The organism is Mycobacterium paragordonae (assembly GCF_003614435.1).
Classification (GTDB): domain Bacteria; phylum Actinomycetota; class Actinomycetes; order Mycobacteriales; family Mycobacteriaceae; genus Mycobacterium; species Mycobacterium paragordonae.
Genome location: NZ_CP025546.1, coordinates 6,194,840 through 6,216,948, shown reverse-complemented (window position 1 = coordinate 6,216,948; position 22,109 = coordinate 6,194,840). Strand labels below are relative to the sequence as shown.

Annotated in this window: 18 protein-coding genes; 9 read left to right on the top strand and 9 right to left on the bottom strand. The window is 65.2% G+C overall.

What is annotated here, in order from left to right; all coding sequences use genetic code 11:
• Nucleotides 1–11: 11 nt before the first annotated feature.
• Nucleotides 12–1,544, bottom strand: coding sequence for a 3-((3aS,4S,7aS)-7a-methyl-1,5-dioxo-octahydro-1H-inden-4-yl)propanoate--CoA ligase FadD3 (gene fadD3 / locus C0J29_RS27710; RefSeq protein ID WP_120794194.1), 1,533 nt, complete (start codon nt 1,542–1,544; stop codon nt 12–14).
• An 86-nt stretch (nt 1,545–1,630) separates the two neighbouring features.
• Between fadD3 and ipdE1 the strand changes: the two genes are divergently transcribed.
• From ipdE1 to C0J29_RS27690, 4 genes are all read left to right on the top strand, one after another.
• Nucleotides 1,631–2,779: an acyl-CoA dehydrogenase IpdE1 gene (ipdE1, locus tag C0J29_RS27705; protein WP_120794193.1), complete on the top strand. Its 1,149-nt coding sequence runs from the start codon at nt 1,631–1,633 to the stop codon at nt 2,777–2,779.
• Nucleotides 2,776–3,564 (top strand): (5R,7aS)-5-hydroxy-7a-methyl-1-oxo-2,3,5,6,7,7a-hexahydro-1H-indene-carboxyl-CoA reductase, encoded by a 789-nt coding sequence (gene ipdF / locus C0J29_RS27700; protein ID WP_120794192.1) that lies wholly within the window; start codon nt 2,776–2,778, stop codon nt 3,562–3,564. Before ipdE1 ends, ipdF begins: the two co-directional genes overlap by 4 nt.
• Before the next feature lie 265 nt (nt 3,565–3,829).
• The gene (locus tag C0J29_RS34880; RefSeq protein WP_120794191.1) at nt 3,830–4,039 is read left to right on the top strand and encodes a pentapeptide repeat-containing protein; all 210 of its coding nucleotides are present in this window, start codon (nt 3,830–3,832) and stop codon (nt 4,037–4,039) included.
• The gene (locus C0J29_RS27690; RefSeq protein ID WP_242460563.1) at nt 3,952–4,941 is read left to right on the top strand and encodes a hypothetical protein; all 990 of its coding nucleotides are present in this window, start codon (nt 3,952–3,954) and stop codon (nt 4,939–4,941) included. Before C0J29_RS34880 ends, C0J29_RS27690 begins: the two co-directional genes overlap by 88 nt.
• 83 nt (nt 4,942–5,024) lie before the next feature.
• Here C0J29_RS27690 and C0J29_RS27685 read toward each other — a convergent pair whose 3' ends face one another.
• From C0J29_RS27685 to C0J29_RS27670, 3 genes are all read right to left on the bottom strand, one after another.
• Nucleotides 5,025–6,758 (bottom strand): PPE family protein, encoded by a 1,734-nt coding sequence (locus C0J29_RS27685; RefSeq protein ID WP_120794189.1) that lies wholly within the window; start codon nt 6,756–6,758, stop codon nt 5,025–5,027.
• A 715-nt stretch (nt 6,759–7,473) separates the two neighbouring features.
• Nucleotides 7,474–9,120, bottom strand: coding sequence for a PPE family protein (locus C0J29_RS27675; RefSeq protein ID WP_065163938.1), 1,647 nt, complete (start codon nt 9,118–9,120; stop codon nt 7,474–7,476).
• 449 nt (nt 9,121–9,569) lie between these two features.
• Nucleotides 9,570–11,474 carry a PPE family protein gene (locus tag C0J29_RS27670; RefSeq protein WP_240743985.1) on the bottom strand — a complete coding sequence of 635 codons (1,905 nt, stop codon included), beginning with the start codon at nt 11,472–11,474 and terminating at the stop codon, nt 9,570–9,572.
• 497 nt (nt 11,475–11,971) lie between these two features.
• Between C0J29_RS27670 and kstR2 the strand changes: the two genes are divergently transcribed.
• The 3 genes from kstR2 (at nt 11,972) to C0J29_RS27655 (ending at nt 14,735) form a co-directional block, all read left to right on the top strand.
• On the top strand, nt 11,972–12,574 hold the full coding sequence (gene kstR2 / locus C0J29_RS27665) for a TetR family transcriptional regulator KstR2 (RefSeq protein WP_120794187.1): 603 nt from the start codon (nt 11,972–11,974) through the stop codon (nt 12,572–12,574).
• A 2-nt stretch (nt 12,575–12,576) separates the two neighbouring features.
• Complete coding sequence (gene fadA6, locus C0J29_RS27660) at nt 12,577–13,746, top strand: steroid 3-ketoacyl-CoA thiolase FadA6 (RefSeq protein WP_065047523.1); 1,170 nt, start codon at nt 12,577–12,579, stop codon at nt 13,744–13,746.
• A 128-nt stretch (nt 13,747–13,874) separates the two neighbouring features.
• The gene (locus tag C0J29_RS27655) at nt 13,875–14,735 is read left to right on the top strand and encodes a DUF559 domain-containing protein (protein ID WP_120794186.1); all 861 of its coding nucleotides are present in this window, start codon (nt 13,875–13,877) and stop codon (nt 14,733–14,735) included.
• 80 nt (nt 14,736–14,815) lie between these two features.
• Here the strand turns inward: C0J29_RS27655 and C0J29_RS27650 are convergent, their stop codons facing one another.
• The 5 genes from C0J29_RS27650 to echA20 are packed head-to-tail and all read right to left on the bottom strand — an operon-like array spanning nt 14,816 to nt 20,299.
• On the bottom strand, nt 14,816–16,825 hold the full coding sequence (locus C0J29_RS27650) for a fatty acid desaturase (RefSeq protein WP_120794185.1): 2,010 nt from the start codon (nt 16,823–16,825) through the stop codon (nt 14,816–14,818).
• A gap of 30 nt (nt 16,826–16,855) precedes the next feature.
• On the bottom strand, nt 16,856–17,923 hold the full coding sequence (gene ipdC, locus C0J29_RS27645) for a (3aS,4S,5R,7aS)-5-hydroxy-7a-methyl-1-oxo-octahydro-1H-indene-4-carboxyl-CoA dehydrogenase (protein ID WP_120794184.1): 1,068 nt from the start codon (nt 17,921–17,923) through the stop codon (nt 16,856–16,858).
• Nucleotides 17,923–18,666, bottom strand: a complete 744-nt coding sequence (gene ipdB / locus C0J29_RS27640; RefSeq protein ID WP_120794183.1) for a cholesterol ring-cleaving hydrolase subunit IpdB — start codon at nt 18,664–18,666, stop codon at nt 17,923–17,925. The genes ipdC and ipdB overlap by 1 nt, the downstream gene beginning before the upstream one ends.
• A complete protein-coding gene (gene ipdA / locus C0J29_RS27635; protein ID WP_120794182.1) occupies nt 18,663–19,544 on the bottom strand; it encodes a cholesterol ring-cleaving hydrolase subunit IpdA in 882 nt (293 codons plus the stop codon). Before ipdA ends, ipdB begins: the two co-directional genes overlap by 4 nt.
• A complete protein-coding gene (gene echA20 / locus C0J29_RS27630; protein WP_120794181.1) occupies nt 19,541–20,299 on the bottom strand; it encodes a (7aS)-7a-methyl-1,5-dioxo-2,3,5,6,7,7a-hexahydro-1H-indene-carboxyl-CoA hydrolase in 759 nt (252 codons plus the stop codon). The genes ipdA and echA20 overlap by 4 nt, the downstream gene beginning before the upstream one ends.
• 65 nt (nt 20,300–20,364) lie before the next feature.
• Here echA20 and C0J29_RS27625 point away from each other — a divergent pair, with 65 nt between their 5' ends.
• A complete protein-coding gene (locus C0J29_RS27625; RefSeq protein ID WP_174814872.1) occupies nt 20,365–21,162 on the top strand; it encodes an SDR family oxidoreductase in 798 nt (265 codons plus the stop codon).
• A gap of 14 nt (nt 21,163–21,176) precedes the next feature.
• On the top strand, nt 21,177–22,091 hold the full coding sequence (locus tag C0J29_RS27620) for an SDR family oxidoreductase (protein ID WP_065047534.1): 915 nt from the start codon (nt 21,177–21,179) through the stop codon (nt 22,089–22,091).
• Nucleotides 22,092–22,109 lie beyond the last annotated feature (18 nt).

Sequence of the window (22,109 nt, the reverse complement as noted above, 5' to 3'; positions counted from 1 at the left end):
CGGGTCCAATCTCAGGCCCTTTCTCGCAGTTGTGGTTTGACCACCTTGCCGCCGGCATTGCGCGGCAACGCGTCGACGAACCGCACCGAACGCGGTGCCTTGAAGTTCGCCAAATGTTCACGGGTGTAGGCGATTACCGATGCCTCGTCCAGGGCGGCGCCGGGCCGGGCGACCACGAACGCTCGCCCGACCTCACCGAGTCGGGGGTCTGGCACACCGATCACCGCGGCGTCGGCGACGCCGTCCATCCGGGCCAGTACCTGTTCGATCTCGGCGGGGTAGACGTTGAACCCGCCGCAGATGTACATGTCCTTGAGTCGGTCGGTGATGCGCAGGTTGCCGGAATCGTCGACGACGCCGATGTCGCCGGTGTGCAGCCAGCCGTCGGAATCTATTGCCGCAGCGGTCGCCTCGGGATCGTCGAGATAGCCCAACATGACGTTGGGTCCGCGCAGGAGCACTTCGCCTGTTTCGCCCCCTGTTTCGGAGATGCGCAGTTCGAAGCCGGCGAACGGGCGCCCGCAGGTGGTCGCGACCGTCACCGCGTCGTCCTCGGCGCGGCACATGGTGCCCATGCCGTTGGCCTCGGTCAGCCCGTAGGCGGTCAGCACGATGTCTATGTCGAGCTCGGTTTGCATGCGCTCCACCAGCACCACCGGCACCGTGGCCGCGCCGGTGACCGCGAACCGCAGCGAACTCAGGTCGTACTCGCCGCGGGCGGGGTGATCGAGCAGGGTCTGATAGATGGTGGGCGGCCCGGGCAACACCGTGATGCGGTGGTGCTCAATGGCTTGCAGGGCCCGTAGCGGGTCGAAGGTCAGGTGCGGAATCAGCGTCGCACCGGTCTGCAGGCAGGCCAGGATGCCGGCCTTGTAGCCGAAGTTGTGGAAGAACGGGTTGATGCAGAGGTAGCGGTCGGCGCTGGTTATCTTGCCGTTGGCGGCCCAGGACGCCGACGCCGCCAGCGACTGCCGGTGCGCGCACAACACGCCTTTGCTGCGGCCGGTGGTGCCGGAGGTGAACAAGATGTCGCTGACGTCGTCGGGGTCGACCGCGGATGCGCGGGCGTCGACGGCGTCGAGGTCGGTACCGCGGGCCATGAACTCGTCCCAGGTTCCGTCGTCCGCGTCGATCGGGATCCGCACGATGTGCCGCAGTGCCGGCAGCGCCTCGCGGTCCAGGTCTGCGACCCGGTCGGCGCCGAGGAACACACCCGCCGCGAACAGCACCGGCGCCCCGGTGCGCGCGATGATGTCGGATGCCTCGGTGGCGGTGTAACGCGTGTTCAGCGGCACCATAGCCGCGCCGGCGTGATGGATGGCCAGGCACGCCACCACCCAGTGCCAGGTGTTGGGCGACCAGATTGCCACCCGGTCCTTCGGTTGCACGCCGAGGGCGATCAGCGCGGCCGCCGCCCGGCGCACCTCGTCACGCAGCGCGGCGGCGGTGAAGCTGCGGTCGTCGGTGATCAGCGCGTCGTGGTCAGGGAGTTCGCGCGCGAAACGATCCAGCGCCGCGGGAATTGTGCGGGGATCGACGGACACCGCAGACGCTCCTTCTCAACCGGCCGCAGGCGGGCTGACCTCGCCGGGCTAACAAAGCAAGTGCTTGGTAGGTTAGCCTACAGGTTATGCAGGACGTCGAAGAGTTCCGGGCGGAGGTCCGCCAATGGCTGGCCGACAATCTGGTCGGTGAGTTCGCGGCTTTGAAGGGTCTCGGTGGGCCGGGACGGGAGCACGAGGCGTTCGAAGAGCGCCGGGCGTGGAATCAGCATCTGGCGAAGGCGGGGCTCACCTGCCTGGGCTGGCCGGTCGAGCATGGCGGCCGCGGGCTTTCGACGGCACACCGGGTCGCGTTCTACGAGGAGTACGCCCTTGCCGACGCCCCGGACAAGGTCAACCACTTCGGTGAAGAGTTGCTCGGTCCGACGCTGATCGCGTACGGGACTCCGGAGCAGCAACAGCGCTTCCTGCCGCGGATCCTCGACGTGACCGAGCTGTGGTGCCAGGGCTATTCCGAACCCGGCGCCGGCAGCGACCTGGCCAACGTCTCGACCACCGCCGAACTCGACGGCGACCAGTGGGTGATCAACGGCCAGAAGGTATGGACGTCGCTGGCTCACCTGTCCCAGTGGTGCTTTGTCGTCGCGCGCACCGAGAAGGGCTCCAAGCGGCACGCGGGGTTGTCGTATCTTCTTGTGCCACTGGATCAACCCGGTGTCCAGGTGCGCCCGATCATCCAGATCACCGGCACGGCCGAGTTCAACGAGGTGTTCTTCGACGACGCCCGCACCGACGCGTCGATGGTGGTCGGTCAGCCCGGTGACGGATGGCGGGTCGCGATGGGGACGCTGACCTTCGAGCGCGGCGTCTCGACGCTGGGACAGCAGATCGTCTACGCCCGTGAACTTTCCAACCTGGCCCAGCTCGCCCAGCGCACCGGCGCGACCGACGACCCGTTCATCCGTGAGCGACTGACGCGGGCCTGGACGGGGTTGCGGGCCATGCGTTCCTACGCGCTGGCGACCATGGACGTCGAGCGACCCGGTCAGGACAATGTGTCGAAGTTGTTGTGGGCCAACTGGCATCGCTCGCTGGGTGAGTTGGCCATGGACGTGATCGGCAAGCCGGGACTGGCGCTGGCCGACGGCGAGTTCGACGAATGGCAGCGGCTGTACCTGTTCACCCGCGCCGACACCATCTACGGCGGGTCCAACGAGATTCAGCGCAACATCATCGCCGAGCGGGTGCTCGGTCTGCCCAGGGAGGTCAAAGGGTGAGTTTGTCCGAAGTACCGGAAGAGATTGCCGGACACGGGCTTCTGCAGGGCAAGGTGGTGGTGGTGACCGCGGCCGCCGGCACCGGCATCGGCTCGGCCACTGCGCGCCGTGCGCTGGCGGAAGGCGCCGACGTGCTGATCTCCGATCACCACGAGCGCAGGCTGGGCGAGACCGCTTCGGAGCTGGCGGGTCTGGGCCTGGGCCGGGTGGAGCACGTGGTGTGCGATGTGACGTCCACGGCGCAGGTCGACGCGCTGATTTCGTCGTGCACTGCCCGGCTCGGACGGCTCGACGTCCTGGTCAACAACGCCGGGCTGGGAGGTCAGACGCCGGTGGCGGACATGACCGACGAGGAATGGGACCGCGTGCTGGACGTCTCGCTGACGTCGGTGTTCCGGGCCACCCGGGCGGCGCTGCGGTACTTCCGCGACGCGCCGCACGGCGGTGTGATCGTCAACAACGCCAGCGTGCTGGGCTGGCGCGCCCAGCACTCGCAGTCGCACTATGCGGCCGCGAAAGCCGGCGTGATGGCCTTGACCCGTTGCAGCGCAATCGAAGCCGCCGAGTACGGGGTGCGGATCAACGCGGTATCGCCCAGCCTCGCGCGGCACAAGTTCCTGGACAAGACCACTTCGGCCGAGTTGCTGGATCGGCTGGAGGCGCAGGAGGCGTTCGGACGTGCCGCCGAACCATGGGAGGTAGCCGCCACGATTGCGTTCCTGGCCAGCGACTACTCGAGTTACCTCACCGGAGAGGTGATCTCGGTATCCAACCAGCACGCGTGAGGCTGGGGGCCAACTTCCGCGCATTTTTACCTTCGGGTGCGCCTTAGACTGAAGAGGCAGCTCACACGGCGGTTCGTCTCGTCGACGCCGTCCACACCCGGGGGAATCGATGCGCAGTATCTTGGTGCCGACAGGAATCGGCCAGTGACCTACAGGCCGGATCCGCACCCGTGGGCAAACCCGCCGAATCCCGCAGACGGCAACACCCAGGCCGCCTGGCTACCTCCTGCACCGAACCCGCCCTCGTGGCCTGTTGCGCAGCCGAATGTTGCCTTCGCGCCAGGCCCGCCTCCGCAGGGCCCGCCTCCGCCAAGCCCGCCTCCGCAGGGCCCGCCTCCGCCAGGCCCGCCTCCGCAGGGCCCGCCCGCGTGGCCGGCAGGACCTCCGATGCCCGGGCAATTCGGCCCGCCGCCCGTGCCCGGGCAGCGGAACCGCAAGCCGCTCATCATCGCCTTGTCTGCGATTGCGACCGTGATACTCGTGGTCGTGGTGCTCGTCGTCGCGCTGGCCACCACCAGCGACAGCGGATCGGGTAAAGCCGGTGATGCCGTCAAGGAATACCTGGATGCGCTGGCGCGGGGAGACGCCGCCGCGGCGTTGAGTTACAGCAGCGACCAACCGGGATCCGACCAATTCCTGACGGACGACATCCTCAAGAAGCAGATTGCGCGCTGGCCGATCAGCGGAGTCAAGATCCTCAGCGACGATTCGGAGCACAGTTTGGGCTTTGCCCGCGTACACGTAGTGGCGAAGTTCGGTGAGAACACCTCAGACGTCACGATGTCGGTCAAGAAGTCCGGGAAGTCCTGGAAGCTTGAGCACGCCGCGGCAAAGATCGAACCGCTCGGCACCGTGGAAAACGATGCGCTCAAGACCTTGCTGTTCTTCGGCACTCCGGTGGGCACCGCGCCGGTGTATGTGTTCCCGGGCTATATCGACGCGTCGAGCAACAACGCGAACCTGGCGGTCAAGCAGAAGAAACCGTATCTGCTGGACGGGCTTTCGGTGACGGGCGGCTACTTCAACGACTTCGACTTCACGCTCAGCGACGCAGGGCAGTCGGCGACGATGTCGGCGATAACAGCGGCTCTGTCCGAGTGCACGAAGTCCCCGCAACTGGCGCCGCCCAATTGCCCTCAGCGGGACCGTGATTCAGACGTTGTGGACGGCACCGTCGTCTGGGGGCCGCCGGACACCAGTGGGCTCAAGCTCAGCTTCTTCGATCCCTATCACCTCGAGGCGCGTTACAGCGGCGACGTGTTGTTCCCGCTCACGGCCAAGACCAAATCGGGTGGCGACAAGGCCGGCGTCGTCCGGACCTTCATGAGCGTCAGATCCGATGTGTCGCAGGATCCGCCGCAGGTGTCCGTGCGCTGAGGTGCTATCCAGCCGCGAGTGAATGATGCTCGCCGGGCGACGACCGTGGCGAGATCTGGCTCAACCCGCAGACCGCCGTAAAGCTACAGGTTCTTCAACAACAGGGTGAGGCCGAATAGGCCAGAGGTAAGAGAACCTGTGTTGAAGGCACCGGAAGTTGTTCCGCTAACGGTGAAGGCCGGCAGTGGCGGGAAGGTGGTCGGAACGCCGGTGTTAAAGAAGCCCGACACAGCGCCGTTCGCGAGTGAACCGCCGCTGGCCTTATTCATGAAACCGGACACATTACCCGCCCCTGCGCCGCTGACTGAGTTGTTGAAGCCGGAGACATTGAGACCGGTGTTGCCGAAGCCCGAATTCGTGGCGCCGCTGTCGGTCGTGGTTCCGAACCCATTGTTTGTGTTGCCGGAATTCCAGAAACCGGTATTGAAGCTGCCTGAATTGCCATCGAAGGTGTTTGTATTGCCCGAGTTGTAAGCGCCCGTGTTGAAGCTTCCCGCGTTGCCGAAGCCGGTATTCTCGCTGCCCGAGTTGGTAAAGCCAGTGTTGAAGGAGCCCGAGTTCCCGAAGCCGAAGTTTCCTGTGCCGGTGTTGCCGATGCCGATGTTGCCCAGGCCGGAGTTGCCGATGCCGATGCCCTGAAGTTTCCCGAAGGCGGGATCGGAGGGCGCGTGGAAGCCTGAGCTGAAGAGGCCGACATTGCCGTCACCGGAGTTGAAGAAGCCGATGTTGTTGGTGCCCGAATTGAACAACCCGATGTTGCCGGTGCCGGAGTTCAGCCCCTCGAAGTGGAACGTTTGGGTCACACCGTCGTAGTACGCCCCCCCGACACCGACCAGCTTGTTGCCGGTGAGCCCGAAACCGACGTTTCCATTACCAGTGTTGCCGGCCCCTACGTTGAGGTCGCCGTGGTTGCCGATCCCGAAGTTCCCGTTACCGAAGTTGCCGAGGCCGAAGTTGGCCCCCGGGTTGGAACTGCTTGTGGTATTTCCGCGGTTTCCGAAGCCGATGTTGTCGTTGCCGAAGTTTCCGCTGCCCCAGTTGCCTCTACCCGCGCCCCCGGCAGCGAAGCCCCTGTTCCCGCTGCCGATGTTCGAGTTGCCGATGTTGCCGCCGCCGAAGTTGCCGTCACCCTTGTTGCCGTTGCCGACGTTGTTGTTGCCGGTGTTGCCGTTGCCGACGTTCAGGCCGCCACCTTTGTTGCCGATGCCGAAGTTCGGGTCCCCGGGGGCCGCCGGCGCGGCCCCGCCGGCCCCGCCCAACAGCCCTCCAATGCCGGGCAGACCTTGCAGGGTCTGCTGCCACGACGACAGCTGAGCGGCAACCGTCGATGCCCCACCGTGGTAGCCGACCATCGCGGCCACATCGGTCGCCCAGAATTCCTCGTAGGCGGCTTCTGCTGCGGCAATGAAGGGCGCGTTGAATCCGAAGACATTGGTGCGGACCGCCTGCACGAAGGCCTGCCGATTGGCCGCGATGACCTCTGGGTGAACGGTCGCGGCCTTGGCCGCCTCGAATATGCTGGCCACCGATTTCGCACCAGACGAGGCGGTGGTAGCGCGGACGGAAGCGGCCCGCAGGAAATCGGCGTACGGACGCGCTGCCCGCGCCATAGCCTGGGCCGCCGGCCCTTGCCAGGCTTGGCCGGCCAGGTTTGTGGTCACCGAGGAGAACGAGTCCGCAGCCGAGCCTAATTCTTCGGCAAGGCCCGACCAGGCTGCCGAGGCCTCGAGCATGGGCCCTGACCCAGCGCCGAGAAACATCCGCAAAGAGTTGATCTCTGGTGGAAGAACCGAAAAGTTCACCGCTTTGACCTCCATTAACCCCGTCACCCATGACGGCGCTTACCCGACGCGACAGACGATACGACGACGCTGTTCGACGTGCGTCGTTTTGCGGAAAGTTTCGTGGTTTCTCCGTGGAGTGCGGGTTTCGGTATTGCGCGAAGCAAACAGCATGCCCAGATAGCCCGCGACAGTGCTGCGTTGGATGAATTCATGTCAGACGACATCCTCAAATAGCAGATCGCGCGCTGGCCTATCAGCGGGGTCCGGATCCCGGCGACGACTCAGAACAAATTATCGGCTTTGCCCTTGTAGATTTCATGGCGAAAATCAGCGACGTGAAACCGCTCGGCTCGGCGAAAACAATGCGCTCAGGCCTTCGCTTTTCTTCGGCCGCCCTGTGCGCACCCGCGCCGGTTTGTGTGCTTCCGCGTTATCTCGACGAATTGAGCAACAACACGAACTTTGCGGTGAAGCAGAAGCAACCGCATTTGATCGAGGACTCTCGGCGTGGGGCGTAATTCAACGACTTCGACGTCACGCTCAGTGATTCCCGCAGCCGGCGACGATGTCAGCGATCACGGCGGCGCTGCCCGCCTCGTGAAGTCCACCAATCGGCCTCGCCTAATTGCCCTGAGCGCTTCGCCTCGCTTCGCTTCGCCTCGCCTCGCCTCGCCTCGCCGAGCGTGAACCTCACGACAGCCAATTGGCGTGTCGCGTCGTGGATTTCACAGTCGGCAGGTCTGGATGGCTAGCCCAGCAGCCGGCCGAGGCTGAAGATTCCGGACAGGTTGGCACCGAAGTTGAGCAGGCCGGAGTTGAAGCCGCTGAAGACGCCGTCCAGCGGATCGGGGCTCGCGGGGGTGGGCAGGCCGAAGTTGAAGAAGCCCGAGCCGCGACCGTTGACCTCCGGCGAACCGCTGGCGCTGTTCCCGATGCCGGACAGGAAACCGCTTCCGGGACCGCTGGCGGAGTTGAAGAATCCCGACGTGCCCTCGCCTGCGTTGAAGAAGCCGGAGCCGGTGGCGCCGCTGTCGGTGGTCGCGCCGAAACCGGTGTTCTCGCCACCGGCGTTCCAGAGCCCGGTATTCGAGTCACCCGAGTTTCCGGTTCCGGTATTGGCCAAGCCCGAGTTGTCCCACCCTGTGTTCCAGCTGCCCGCGTTCCCGAAGCCGGTGTTGACGCTGCCACCGTTCGCGAACCCGGTGTTCACGCTGCCTCCGTTGCCGAACCCGGTGTTGCCCTGCGCCGCATTGAACAGCCCGAGGTTGCCGGCGCCGGAATTGCCCAGGCCCAGGTTGTTGAGGCTGCCGGGCGCAAAAGGGTTTGAGCCGGAACTGAAGAGGCCGAGGTTGCCGTCGCCGGAGTTGAAGAAGCCGATATTGTTGGTGCCGGAGTTGAACAGGCCGATGTTGCCACTGCCGGAATTCAGTCCACTGAAGACGAACTGTCCGGTGGAGCGGTCGAGGTAGGCGTTGCCGAAGCCGAGCAGGTTGTCGCCGGTGAGGCCGAAACCGATGTTGTTGTTGCCGGTGTTGCCGCCACCCAGGTTTCGGTCCCCGCTGTTGCCCAGGCCGAAGTTGCGGTTGCCGCTGTTGCCGAAGCCGATGTTGTTGTCGCCATCGCCGGCGAAGCGAAACCCGTTGCCCAGGCCGCTGTTTCCAAAGCCGATGTTGTTCTGGCCGAAGTTACCGCCGCCGATGTTGCCATCGCCGACGTTGCCGCTGCCGATGTTCTTGCTGCCGTTGTTTCCGCCGCCCAGGTTGGAGCTGCCGAGGTTGCCGTTGCCGACATTGCCACCCCCGACATTGCCGCCGCCGAGGTTCGCGTTGCCGATATTGCCGAGGCCCAGATTCGGCAGCGTGTTGATAAGTTGTTGCAGCCCAGCCGGAATCGGGATCAGATCGACGACCGCTGCCGACGCGCCGGTGTGGTAGCCGGTCATCGCCGAGACGTCGGCGGCCCACATCTCCTCGTAAATGCTTTCGGCAGCCGCGATCGCCGGCGCGTTGAGCCCCAGGAAATTCGAGCGCACCAGTTGCACGAACGCATTCCGATTGGCCTCCACTGCGAGCGGGTGGATCGTGGCCGCTCGGGCCGTCTCGAAAGTGCTTGCCACAGCTTTGGCTTGGCTGGAGGCAAGCAGCGCCTTCGCCGACGCGGCATCGAGAAACCCGGCGTACGGTGCCGCGGCCGCACTCATGGCTGCGGCAGCCGGGCCTTGCCACGCCTGACCGGCCAGTCCGGAGGTGACCGCTGAAAAAGACTCGGCGGCCGTCGCCAACTCATCGGCCAGACCGGCCCACGCGGTCGCTGCTTCGAGCATCGGGGCCGAGCCGGCACCGATGAACATCCGCAACGAATTGACCTCAGGCGGCAGCACCGCAAAGTTCGACACACGTCCCCCAGATTGATTCGCGGCGGCCCCCCATGACCGCTGTCGCGCAAGCTCCCCCAGACACTACGGTGACTGTGGCTATGCCACATGGCATTTCAGAAAACTTTTGTTTGGCTAATTAATTGGCGCAGGTGGCAAGGGGTTGGCGAGACTGCTCAGGGCGGTGGAACGCAGACTCCCAGTGCTCCCAGTGCTGTCGACAAGTCCAGGTTCGTCAACAGATGCTCTTGCAGCGATGCTGCGGCAGGCATGCGCCGATCATGGCCGGGCCGTCAGCTAGGTGACCCGCGATTTTGTCTGTGGGGATAGCGCTAGCGCAAATTGACGCAGCGATGGTCCGACCAACACTGTCGGTCGGACCATCGCCGTGGCACGCGAAGTTGCAGTCCTCGGCTCGCGACGACGTCGCTTACCCGAACGGGGAAGTCGAGTCAGAGCCCGCGAACTGTCTAGCTGTCGAGTGCCTTCTGGAGGTTGAACACGGCCGAGAAGAAGGTGTTGGCGTTCAACAAGCCTGAGCCAACACCGGCCAAGACTCCGGACGGGAAGCCCTGAACCGCAGCCGTAACGCCCTGGTTGAAGAAGCCCGACATCAAACCGTTCAAGATAATGCCAGCCGCGGGGTTGTTGGCGCCGCTGGCGCTGTTGAAGAAGCCCGACAGTCCGCCGGCGACAGATACCCCCGCCGGGTTGGTGGCGCCGACGGCCGTGTTGTTGAAGCCCGAGATATTGCCGTTCACACCCAGCGGTGGTAACGCCCCGACCGCTCCGCTCGCCGAGTTGTTGAAGCCTGAGACATTGTTGCCGACGGTATTGAACCCGGAGTGCGTAAGGCCGGAGTCGGTGCTGATATTGAAGCCCGTATTCACATTGCCCGAGTTGAAGAGGCCGGTGTTGACGTTGCCGGCGTTGAAGAAACCGGTATTCAGGTTGCCGGCATTCCCAAAGCCAGTGTTGCCAAACCCGGAGTTCCCGAAGCCCGTATTTCCTGGTTGTGGGTTTGTCGGGCCGAGCAAGCTGTTGAGGATGCTGCCGCCGGAATTGCCGCCGCCGGTGTTCAAGTCGCCCGAGTTCCCGAAGCCGGTGTTCAACGTACCGGAGTCCCCAAAGCCGAAGTTTCCGCTGCCGGTGTTACCGATGCCAATGTTGCCGAAGCCGGAGTTTCCAATGCCGAGGCCCTGGAGCTTGCCGAAGTCGGGATTGAGAGAACCACCCGCGTGGGCGCCCGAGCCGAAGATGCCGAGGTTTCCGTCACCGGAGTTGAAGAAGCCGATGTTGCCGTGGCCCGAGTTCCCGAAGCCGATGTTGCCGTTGGCGAATGGGTTGTCGAAGTGGAACGCGCCGGCAACCGTGTCGTAGTACGCACCGCCGACACCGACCAATTTATTGCCGGTGAGTCCGAAGCCGATGTTGTTATCACCGGTGTTGCCACCGCCAATGTTGTTGTTGCCGGTGTTGCCCGCTCCGAAGTTGCCATTGCCGGCGTTACCGAAGCCCACGCTGCCGCGTGTGCTAGTCGTGCCGCCGGCATTTCCGAAGCCGACATTGTTGACGCCGTTGTTTCCTAGGCCGAAGTTGTTGGTGCCTTTGTTTCCGAGGCCGATGTTGCTGGTGCCGGTGTTGCCGCTGCCGAAGTTGCCGCTGCCGCTGTTGCCGTTACCGATGTTGCCGCCACCGGTGCCGCTGTTGTTGCCGCTACCGATATTGCCGCCACCCTTGTTGCCGAGGCCCAGGTTGGGGTCGCCGGGGGCGGCCGTCGCGGCTGCGGCAGGTGCGCCGCCGAGAAGCTGCCCGAGACCCGGCAGGTTCTGAACGGTCTGAGCCCATGACGACAGCTGCGCCGCAACCGTCGATGCTCCACCGTGGTAGCCGACCATGGCGGCTACGTCGGTCGCCCAGAATTCCTCGTAGGCAGCCTCAGCGGCGGCGATGAACGGCGCGTTGAATCCGAAGATATTGGTGCGGACGGCCTGCACGAAGGCTTGCCGATTGGCCGCGATGACCTCCGGATGAACGGTCGCGGCCTTGGCCGCCTCGAATATGCTGGCCACCGATTTCGCACCAGACGAGGCGGTCGTAGCGCGGACGGACGCGGCCCGCAGGAAGTCGGCGTACGGACGCGCTGCCCGCGCCATTGCCTGGGCCGCCGGCCCCTGCCAGGCTTGCCCGGCCAGGTTCGTGGTCACCGAGGAGAAAGAGTCTGCAGCCGAGCCCAATTCTTCGGCTAGGCCCGACCAGGCCGCAGAGGCCTCGAGCATGGGCGCTGACCCAGCGCCGAGAAACATCCGCAAAGAGTTGATCTCTGGGGGAAGAACCGAAAAGTTCACCGCGCTGACCTCCATTAACCCCGCCATGTGTGACGGCGCCTTACCCGACGCGACAGACGATACGACGCCTCTGTTGAACATGTGTCGTTTTTGCTGAAAGTTTTGCGATTTCTCTGGGAGTGCGCGTTCCGCGAGTTCAGGCGCTGTCCTGCAGTTGGCCGGCGGATCGCAAAGCGCCAGCTCGGGAGGGGGACGGCGCCAAATGAATTCAAAGCCTCTGCAGCAGTTGGGTGAGGCTGAAGCGGTCGCCAGTGTTGTTAATGCCCGAATTGGTGGTGCCCCTCTTCGTGAGGCATACCTGGTGTTGACGTCATCCGAGTTTCACAAGTCTGTATTGACCTAACCGGTGTCCCGCGGCGCGTGTCCAGCTGCCCGAGTTCCCGCCGCCCGTTAATGACCTGGCTTGTGTTGCGACCCCGGTATTGTCCGCACCTGCGTTATCGAATTCGCTGTTCCCGATGCCGACGTCCATTCGCGGGCGACCACCATTGGCCGAGCAAGCGCTTGGTTGATACCCTGATCACGTGGAGCGTGTGGCCGGTCAGGCTAATAGTCGTCGAGACGAGTTATTGGGACTCGCCGCGGTGATGTTCGCCGAACGCGGCTTACGCGCAACGACCGTGCGCGACATCGCCGACGGTGCCGGCATCCTGTCTGGCAGTCTCTACCACCACTTCGCTTCCAAAGAGGAGATGGTCGACGAGTTGCTGCGCGAGTTCCTGGACTGGCTGTTCGCGCGCTACCGGGAGATCGTCGACAGCGAACCGAACCCCCTCGAGCGACTCAAGGGCCTCTTCATGGCGTCGTTCGAGGCCATCGAGCACCGGCACGCCCAAGTCGTCATCTATCAGGATGAGGCCCAACGACTCTCGACGCAGGCCCGATTCTCCTACATCGACGAACGCAACAAGCAGCAGCGCAGGATGTGGCACGACCTGCTGAACCAGGGCGTCGAGGAGGGTTACTTCCAGCCCGACTTGGACGTCGACCTGGTGTATCGCTTCATCCGTGACACCACGTGGGTTTCGGTGCGCTGGTATCAACCCGGCGGACCGCTTACCGCACAGCAGGTCGGTCAGAAATATCTCGCCATTGTTCTTGGCGGAATCGCGAAAGAAGGAGTCTGAACATGGCTGGGTTTTCCGAGGCGTACGTCATTGACGCCGTGCGTACCGCGGTTGGCAAGCGTGGCGGCGGGTTGGCCGGAATTCATCCGGTCGACCTCGGCGCCCTCGGGTGGCGCGGACTGCTGGACCGGGTGGACGTGGACCCGGCGGCTGTCGACGATGTGATAGCCGGGTGCGTCGACGCGATCGGCGGGCAGGCCGGCAACATCGCCCGCCTGTCCTGGCTGGCCGCCGGTTATCCGGAAGAGGTGCCGGGTGTCACCGTCGACCGGCAATGCGGGTCCAGTCAGCAGGCCATTTCCTTTGGCGCGCAAGCGGTCATGTCGGGTACCGCGGATCTGATCGTGGCGGGCGGCATGCAGAACATGAGCCAGATCCCGATCTCGTCGGCGATGACCGTCGGCGAACAGTTCGGATTTACCTCTCCCACAAACGAATCCAAGCAGTGGCTACACCGGTACGGCGACCAGGAGATCTCCCAGTTCCGCGGCTCGGAGCTGATTGCCGAGAAGTGGAACCTGTCGCGTGAGGAGATGGAGCAGTACTCGCTGACCAGCCACGAGCGGGCGTTCGCGGCGATCCGGGGCGGCAACTTCGACAACGAGATCCTCAGCGTCGAAACCGAAACCGGCCCGTTCCGGGTGGACGAAGGCCCGCGGGAGTCGTCGCTGGAGAAGATGGCCGGATTGAAGACGCTGGTCGAGGGCGGCCGGTTGACCGCGGCGATGGCTAGCCAGATTTCTGACGGCGCCTCCGCGGTGTTGCTCGCGTCCGAGCAGGGCGTCAAAGACCACGGTCTGACGCCGCGCGCCCGCATCCACCACATCAGTACCCGCGGCGCCGATCCGGTGTTCATGCTGACCGGGCCCATCCCGGCTACCCGGTACGCGCTGGAGAAGACGGGACTGTCCATCGACGACATCGACACCGTCGAGATCAACGAGGCATTTGCGCCGGTCGTGATGGCCTGGCTCAAGGAGATCAAGGCCGACCCGGAGAAGGTCAATCCCAACGGCGGCGCGATCGCACTCGGGCACCCGCTGGGCGCCACTGGCGCGAAGTTGTTCACCACCATGCTGAATACCTTGGAGCGCATCGGCGGTCGTTACGGGCTGCAGACGATGTGTGAGGGCGGCGGCACCGCGAACGTGACCATCATCGAGCGGCTCTAGTTCTGCTCTTGGTCCGCCGAGCGTGACTCTCCCGACGCGTCGTCGGCGTGTCCCGTCGTGCGATTCACTCTCGGCGGGGGTGGGGATGGCGGACGGCAGCACTCGCGCTGAGGTGACAGCATCCGCGGATGGACTGGCCGTTTCTCGGCGTCGAAGCACTGGCCGCGGGGGCCATTCCCGAGCGTGTCATGCGGATGCTCTACGAGCCCATCTATCCAGGGGTATACGGCCCCGCCGGTATTGAGCTGACGGCAGATCAGCGGGCGCGGGCCGCATGGTTGTGGTCACGGCGGCGCGGGGTGGTTGCCGGCAACTCGGCCGCAGCTCTGCTCGGCGTTAAGTGGGTCAGCCCGTCACTGGATGCCGAGTTGGTGAGTAGCAACCGAAAACCTCCGGCGCGCATCGTCGTTCACGCCGATACCTTGTTGCCACACGAAGTGCTGACCGTCGACGGGATCGCGGTGACCACCCCGGCGCGCACGGCTTTCGACATCGGCCGGCGGACCGCTGATCGGTTACGCGCCGTACAGCGCCTCGACGCTCTGGTAAATGCGACCGATCTCAAGTTCGCTGATGTCGAGGCCGTCGTTGCCGGACATCGCGGCGCGCGCGGGTTGGTCCGGCTTCGCCGGATATTGCCGTTGGTCGACGGAGGCGCCGAATCACCGCAGGAGACGCGGACCCGATTGGCGTTGATCGACGCGGGGTTACCGAAACCACAGACGCAGATCCGGGTGCATGGCGACTGCGGGGACTTCGTGGCTCGAATCGACATGGGCTACAAGGAGTTGCGCGTCGGCATCGAATACGACGGCCCCCAGCACTGGACGGATTCGGAGCAACGGGACCGCGATATCGACCGGTACTCCGCGCTGCGGGACCTGCGGTGGACGATCGTCAGGGTGAGCAACGACCTGCTCCGCTACCGGGAGGCGACGTTCATCGCTCGGGTCGTCGCGGCAATGGAGGCTGCCGGATGGCGCTGGTGACCCCGCGAGTGTGAACCTCACGACGCTGAATCGGCGTGTCGCGTAGTGAGATTCACGCTCGGCGGGAAAGAGAAGCGCCGTCAGGCGTCGTAGTCGACCGAGACGAACGGCGTCGTCGGGTGCGACTGACAGGTCAGGATGTAACCCGCGTCCAGTTCGGCCTGCCCCAGCGCGAAGTTGTGGTCCATCTCGACGTCGCCTTCGATGAGCTTCGCCCGGCAAGTGCCACACGCGCCGCCCATACAGGCGTACGGCGCATCGTCGCGAACCTGCAGAGCGCCCTCGAGGATGGAGTCGCCTGGGGTCAGGTCGTAGGTCCACTGCTTGCCGGACAACTTGAACGTCACCGTCGCGCTTTCGTAGGAATGCTCTGCGGCAGAACCGGTTTCGAAACCGTGGAAGAGCTCCAGGTGGATGCGCTCCGAGTCCACGCGGTGCTCCAGCAGCGACTCGCGCACCGCGGTCGTCATCTCCATCGGGCCGCAGATGAACCACTCATCGACATGGTCCGGCTGCAGGTCGCCGGTCAGCCACAGGTTGAGTTTGTCGCGGTCGATCCGGCCGCGCAGTTCCGGAGCGTGCAACGACTCGCCCGACAGCACGTGCAGGACTTCCAGCCGGTCGGCGTAGCGCGACTCCAACCGGTCGAGCTCAGCGCGGAACATCGTCGACTCCCTGGTGCGGTTGCCGTAGATGAGCGTGAACCGGCTCTCCGTTTCGATCTCCAAGGTCGTCGCCAGGATCGACAGCACCGGCGTGATGCCGCTACCGGCCACCAGGCCGACGTAGTGCTTGCGGTTCAGCGGATGCAGCGGCGTGCCGAACCGACCCGTCGGGGTCATCAGCTCGAGCACGTCACCGGCCTGCAGCTGCTCGGCCACATACGTCGAAAAAGCGCCGCCCGGAATGTGTTTGACGGCAATGCGCAACTGCGCGCGCGTCGCCGGGGCGCAGATCGAGTAGTTGCGACGCACACCTTCGCCGCTCACTACGGTGACGTGCTGGCCTGGTTCGAACCGGAACGCGTCCTGCAGGTCCTCGGGGACGGCGAAGGTGACCAGGGTGCTGTCGGCGGTGATGGGGTCCACGGACGCGACCGGGATGCGGTGCAGCACGGCATGCGGCGAACTGGATCGGGCCGGCATCCGCACCGGCAACAGCTTGGACAGCCGGCCGTTGAGATCCTTCCATTCCCGATACTCGTCGGGATTCAGCTGCTGCCCAAAAACGGTGTTGATGGCGGCGTTGCGCTCCAGGTAGGCCTCTTCGTTGCGTTTCCACGTCCGTAGGTATCGGTAGAACGGCACCGACGGGTGCAGGTGGTGCACCAGGTGGTAGTTCTGCGACAGCAGCACCGGGGTGAACAGCCATTCGGCGCCGACACGATTGCGGGTGGCGCGGTAGCGGTTGGTGCGCTGGGTGTCTTCCAGGCCGTGATGGGGCAGCCAGTCGAACCACCACGCCAGGATTGTCAGGCCGATGCGCTGCGGGATCAGGAAGACGACGAGCAGGATCCAGAAATTTCCGGTGACGATGGCCACGACCAGGCCGGTGAGCGACAGCGCCATCATCACCATGGTCTCGCCGACCTCGAGCACCGGCCGGCTGCGAGCACGCGGCAGGTAGTACCGCAGGTAGAAGTACTCCACCAGCGACCAGCGCAGCGGCAACTGCCACCACTTTCCGTGTGAAGCGAAGGTGTCCGGGTCCTGGTCGTCGTCGTTAGAGTGCCGGTGATGCTGGATGTGGATGTAGCCGAACGACGGGAACGCGACCACCGGGCCGACGAAGAGCCAGGCCAGCCGCCCCATCAGCCCGTTAACCCAACGCACGGAGCTGATCGAGTAATGCGACGCGTCGTGCACGACGGTGAACATCACGAACGTCACCGCGGCGTTCACCGGAATGGTCACCCACCACGGTGACCAGCCATTGATATAGCCGACCGTGCAGGTAACGAAGGCGGTCAGCGACGCGAGAAAGATCCCGATGGTGGGCAGCGCAAGCTTGGGTACCGCTTCACCCGGATCGGGCAGCGCATGCTGCGCGGCGGACCCGGAGGTTGCGGGTGCCTGCTCGACGGTCGACATAGCTGGAAGAGCTTAGTCGACACGCGTCAACTACTCCACTAGCTTCGCCGCGGCCTGCAGGTGCTCGATCGCCTCGGCCACCACCGACTCGATCAGCTCGGCGCATGAGGGCAGATCGTCGAGAATGCCGGCCACCTGACCCGACGCGAGCACGCCGGCATCGGTGTTGCCCTCGACCAGCCCGGCCTTGAGCAGCATCGGGGTATTGGCCGCCATCACCACCTGCGACCAGGTGAGCTCCTTGCCGTGCCGCATGGCCAGGCCGTCCTGGATCATCGACCGCCAGCTCATCTGCGACATCTGCTTGAACTTGGCGGCGTTGCGTACCGCCGCGGTGAAACCCCTTGCCCGCGAGCCGCTTTCCAGCTTCTCCACCAGACCGGTGCGCAGCACCCGGTGCGGCATGCCGTCGACGCGGGTGGTCACCACCGTGCCGTCCAAGGCCGACTCCAGGTACCGCCGCTTGACCGCCTCGGGGACCGTCGAATCCGAGGTGAGCAGGAAGCGCGTCCCCATGGCAACCCCGGCGGCGCCGTAGGACAACGCCGCGGCCAGTCCGCGTCCGTCGAAGAAGCCGCCGGCGGCGATCACCGGGATGCCGGTCCCCTTGACCGCGTCCAGGACCGACGGCAGCAGCAGCGTGGTGGCGACCGGGCCGGTGTGCCCACCGCCTTCGCCGCCCTGCACGATCATCGCGTCGGCACCCCAGCCGGCGACCTTGCGGGCGTGCTTGGCCGCCCCGATCGACGGAACGACCACCGCACCGGCCTCTTTGAGCCGCGCGATCAGTTCGGGCTTGGGTGCCAGCGCGAACGATGCCACCTTGACGCCCTCGCGGATCATCAGCTCGACCCGATCGCCGGCATCGGCGGCGTCGGCGCGGATGTTGACGCCGAACGGCTTGTCGGTGGCAGCCTTGACCTTGCCTATGGCGGTGGCCAACTCGTCCAGCGTCATGGTGGCCGAGGCTAAAATGCCCAACCCGCCGGCATTGGCCGTGGCCGACACGAGTCGCGCGCCGGCTACCCAACCCATCCCGGTCTGCACCACCGGATGCTCGATGCCGACCAGCTCGGTCAGCGGAGTTTTGAGCCGCACTACCGGATCTCTCTGTCGCGCAACGCCTTCGGGTCGATGACCTCACGGATCAGGCGCAGCTCGTCGTCGGTCGGTTGTCGCGTTTCGGCGGCCTCGTCGAGGCCGTGCACGTCGAACGAGGTGGCTTCGCGGACGTCGTCGGGAGCGACGCCGGGGTGCAGGGACTGCGCCCGCATGGTGTGCTCCGGCCCGCCGAAGTCAAAGACACCGAGGTTGGATACCACCCGGAAGACGTTGACGAACCGGAACGCCGGGTTGTCCGGATCGACCTTGTCGTAGCCGATGCCCGAGACGATGTCGACGGTTTCGGTGAACACCCGCTTGGAGTGGTTGCCGACCCAGTAGCTGGTGGCGTGGTTGATGGTGTTGCCCGGCGAGCCACGCACCCCGAACATCTGCCGGGTCGGCTGCTGCAGCGGACCGAACGCCGAGATGTTCTGATTGCCGTAGCGGTCAACCTGATTGGCGCCCATCACCACATGACGCCGGCCCCAGGACAGGGTCTCGAAGACCCGTCCGAAGGGCATCCAGCCCTCGACCGGGCCGGTCTTGCCCAGTGCCGGTGTGTCGGCGAGCAACTGCGCCTCGCCGTCGGTGAGCAGGATGTCGGGTGAGAACGTCAGCCGCGCCAGCCGGGCTCCCACCGCGGCCATGTTGGTCATCGGGCTGATCATGATTTCGCCGGCATCCCTGAACAATTCGGCGCAGGCGATCGCGCATATTTCGGCTCGGGTGGCGGTCATTTCGCTGCCTCCTCGGCGAACTTGCGCACGGCGGCCTGGTAATCGTCTTCGCTGCCGGACAGATACGTGGCCACGAACTGCTGCCAGCCGTCCTCGGTGGAGGCGGCTTCGGAGTAGTGCCGCTGGAACTTCTCGTCACGGCCGTAATCCGGTGCGGCGGTGGTGAAGTGGGCACCGCCGGGTGCCTCCACCACGCCGTCGACCATCATCCGGTTGATCAGCAGTGCCTGCGGCGGAACCGATTTCACGAGTTCCTCGGTGGACACCACCCGTTCTACCGACAGGAAACGCTTGTCGGCGGCCATCAGGAACAGGTCGTCGAAGTAGGGGTCGATGCCGGTGTATGCGGCGTTGCCCCGCTGGTCGCCGAGATTGAGGTGGGCAAACGCGATGTCGAGGCGCAGCGCGGGCATCGCGATCAGCTTCTCGTACCCGCCGTCGGTGGGATACGGGCTGGTGACGGTCTTGAGTTCGCCTTCCCAGAAGTCCAGCACCGCACTGCCGAGTCCGGCGCGGGTCGGCAGGAACGGCAGCCGTTGCGCGGCCGCCTGCAGGCCGTTGCGCAGCATGCCCTCGTCCATCTCGCGGGCCTCGATGGCGCCGCTGGTGCGGGCTTTGGCGAACCACGGGTCGTAGAAGGGTGGCGAATCCAGCGAGACGAAGCCGTAGTAGACCCGCTTGACCTTGCCGGCCGAACACAGCAGGCCCAGGTCCGGCCCGCCGTAGGTGACCACGGTCAGATCGGTGACGTCGGTGCGCAGCAGGGCGCGCACGAAAGCCATTGGCTTGCGCCGTGATCCCCAACCGGCGATCCCGATGGTCATGCCGCTTTGCACGTGCGCGACGGCGTCGTCCAGGGTCGTCGTCTTGTTGCTCATTCCTTCTTGCCCTTTGCCGTTCCGGCGAACGCGTCGCGGTGCTCGTCGGCGACGCCGACGAGGTTGAGCTCGAACGTAAACCCTTGTTCCATGCGGTAACTCGAGTTCACGCGTTGCACGTCGATCAGGTTCAGCGCCTCTTTGGCGGCCCGGATGACGCGGGTGTCCTTGGCGGCGATATCGCGAGCCACCCGGAGTGCGGATTCGTCCAACTCGGCACGCGGCACCACCTCGTGTACCGAGCCGAAGTGGTGCAGCGTGGCGGCGTCGACGGTGGCGGCGGTGAAGAAGAGCCGCCGCATCATGTGCTGCGGGACCAGGCGGGACAAGTGGGTGGCCGCGCCGAGGGCACCGCGCTCCACTTCGGGGAGTCCGAAGACCGCGTCGTCGGAGGCCACGATGACGTCGGCGTTGCCGACCAGGCCGATGCCACCGCCGACGCAGAAGCCGTTCACCGCGGCAATGACCGGGACCGCGCATTCGTAAACCGCGCGGAACGCAGCGAAGCAGCCGCGGTTCGCGTCGATCAGTGCGGTGAACCCTTCGGTCCGCTGCATTTCCTTGATGTCGACGCCGGCGTTGAAGCCGCGGCCTTCGGCGCGCAGGATCACCGCGTGGGTCTGTGGATCCCGCCCGGCGGCCGTGATCGCGTCGCCGAGTTCGAACCATCCCTGCGAGGGAATGGCGTTGACGGGCGGATAGTCGACGGTGACCGCGACTATGCCGGGTTCTGTGGTGGTGGAGGTGATCGTCATGGCACTTCCTGCTGAGTCTGCTGGGTCAGTTACCTAAGCAAGCACTTGCTTGGTACGCTAGCACAGTGACCGAGTCCCAATCAGCCCCCCGGAATGCTGAATCCATCAATCTGGGTCTGGCCGGGCGTGTGGTGCTGGTGACGGGCGGCGTTCGGGGTGTGGGCGCCGGCATCAGTTCGGTTTTCGCTGAGCAGGGCGCGACGGTCGTCACCTGCGCGCGGAGGCCCGTCGAGGGCTTTCCGCACGAGTTCCACAGCTGCGACGTTCGCGATGAAGAGGCCGTCAAAGCCCTGATCGAGTCGATCGTCGAGCGACACGGCACCCTCGACGTCGTCGTCAACAATGCGGGGGGATCGCCGTATGTGCTGACGGCCGGGTCCAGCCCGAAGTTCAGCCGCAAAATCATCGAACTCAATTTGATTGGTGGGCTTGTGGTTTCGCAGTTCGCCAACGACGTCATGCAGGCCCAGTCCGGCGGGGGGTCGATCGTCAACATTTGCAGTCTCAGTGGTCGACGGCCGAGCCCGGGCACCGCGGCCTACGGCGCGGCCAAAGCCGGCCTGGAGAGTCTGACCGAGACGCTGGCGGTGGAATGGGCGCCGAAGGTGCGGGTGAACGCCTGCGTGGTCGGCATGGTGGAAACCGAGCAGGCCGACCTGTTCTATGGGGACGCCGAGTCGATCGCGGCGATCTCCAAGAATGTGCCACTCGGCCGGCTGGCCAAGCCGGCGGACATCGGTTGGGCCGCAGCATTTTTGGCGTGTGACGCGGCATCGTACATCAGCGGCGCAACGCTGGAGGTGCATGGCGGTGGGGAGCCGCCGCACTATCTGGCGACCACGAACGCGGCCGCGATCAAGTAAAGGGAGAGGTAAGTATGGGTTTGCTCGACGGGCGGGTGGTCATCGTCACCGGCGCGGGCCGCGGCATCGGTCGCGCGCATGCGCTGGCGTTCGCCGCCGAGGGCGCACGCGTGGTGATCAACGACATCGGCGTGGGACTGGACGGGTCGGCCGGTGAAAGCCCGGCACAGCAGGTGGTCGACGAAATCACCGCTGCCGGTGGTGAAGCCGTGGTCAACGGTGACGACGTCGCGGACTGGACGGGTGCGCAGAACCTGATCGACACGGCGGTCGACACGTTCGGCGGCCTGGACGTCCTGGTCAACAACGCCGGGTTCATCCGCGACCGAATGTTGGCCAATACCAGCGAAAGTGAGTGGGACGCCGTCATCCGCGTACACCTCAAGGGGCATTTCGCCACCCTGCGGCACGCCGCGGGCTACTGGCGCCGGCAAATCAAGGGCGGCACCGTCGGACCGGATGACCTGCATGCCCGCATCATCAACACCAGCTCCGGCGCCGGCCTGCAGGGCAGCGTCGGGCAGGGTAACTACTCCGCCGCCAAGGCCGGGATCGCCGCACTGACCCTCGTCGGCGCGGCCGAGCTTGGGCGCTACGGCATCACCGTCAACGCGATCGCTCCCGCCGCCCGCACCCGGATGACCGAAGCCGTGTTCGCCGAGACCATGGCCGCGCCGGAGGACGGCGGGTTCGACGCCATGGCTCCGGAGAACGTCTCGCCGCTGGTGGTGTGGCTTGGCAGTGTCGAATCCCGCGGCGTCACCGGCAAGGTGTTCGAAGTCGAGGGCGGTCTGATCCGGGTTGCCGAGGGATGGGCGCACGGACCGCAGATCGACAAGGGCGCGAAGTGGGATCCCGCCGAGCTGGGTCCGGTGGTCACCGACCTGCTGGCCAAGTCGCGGACGCCGGTTCCGGTCTACGGGGCCTAGCGTTTCGCGTTGACTCTG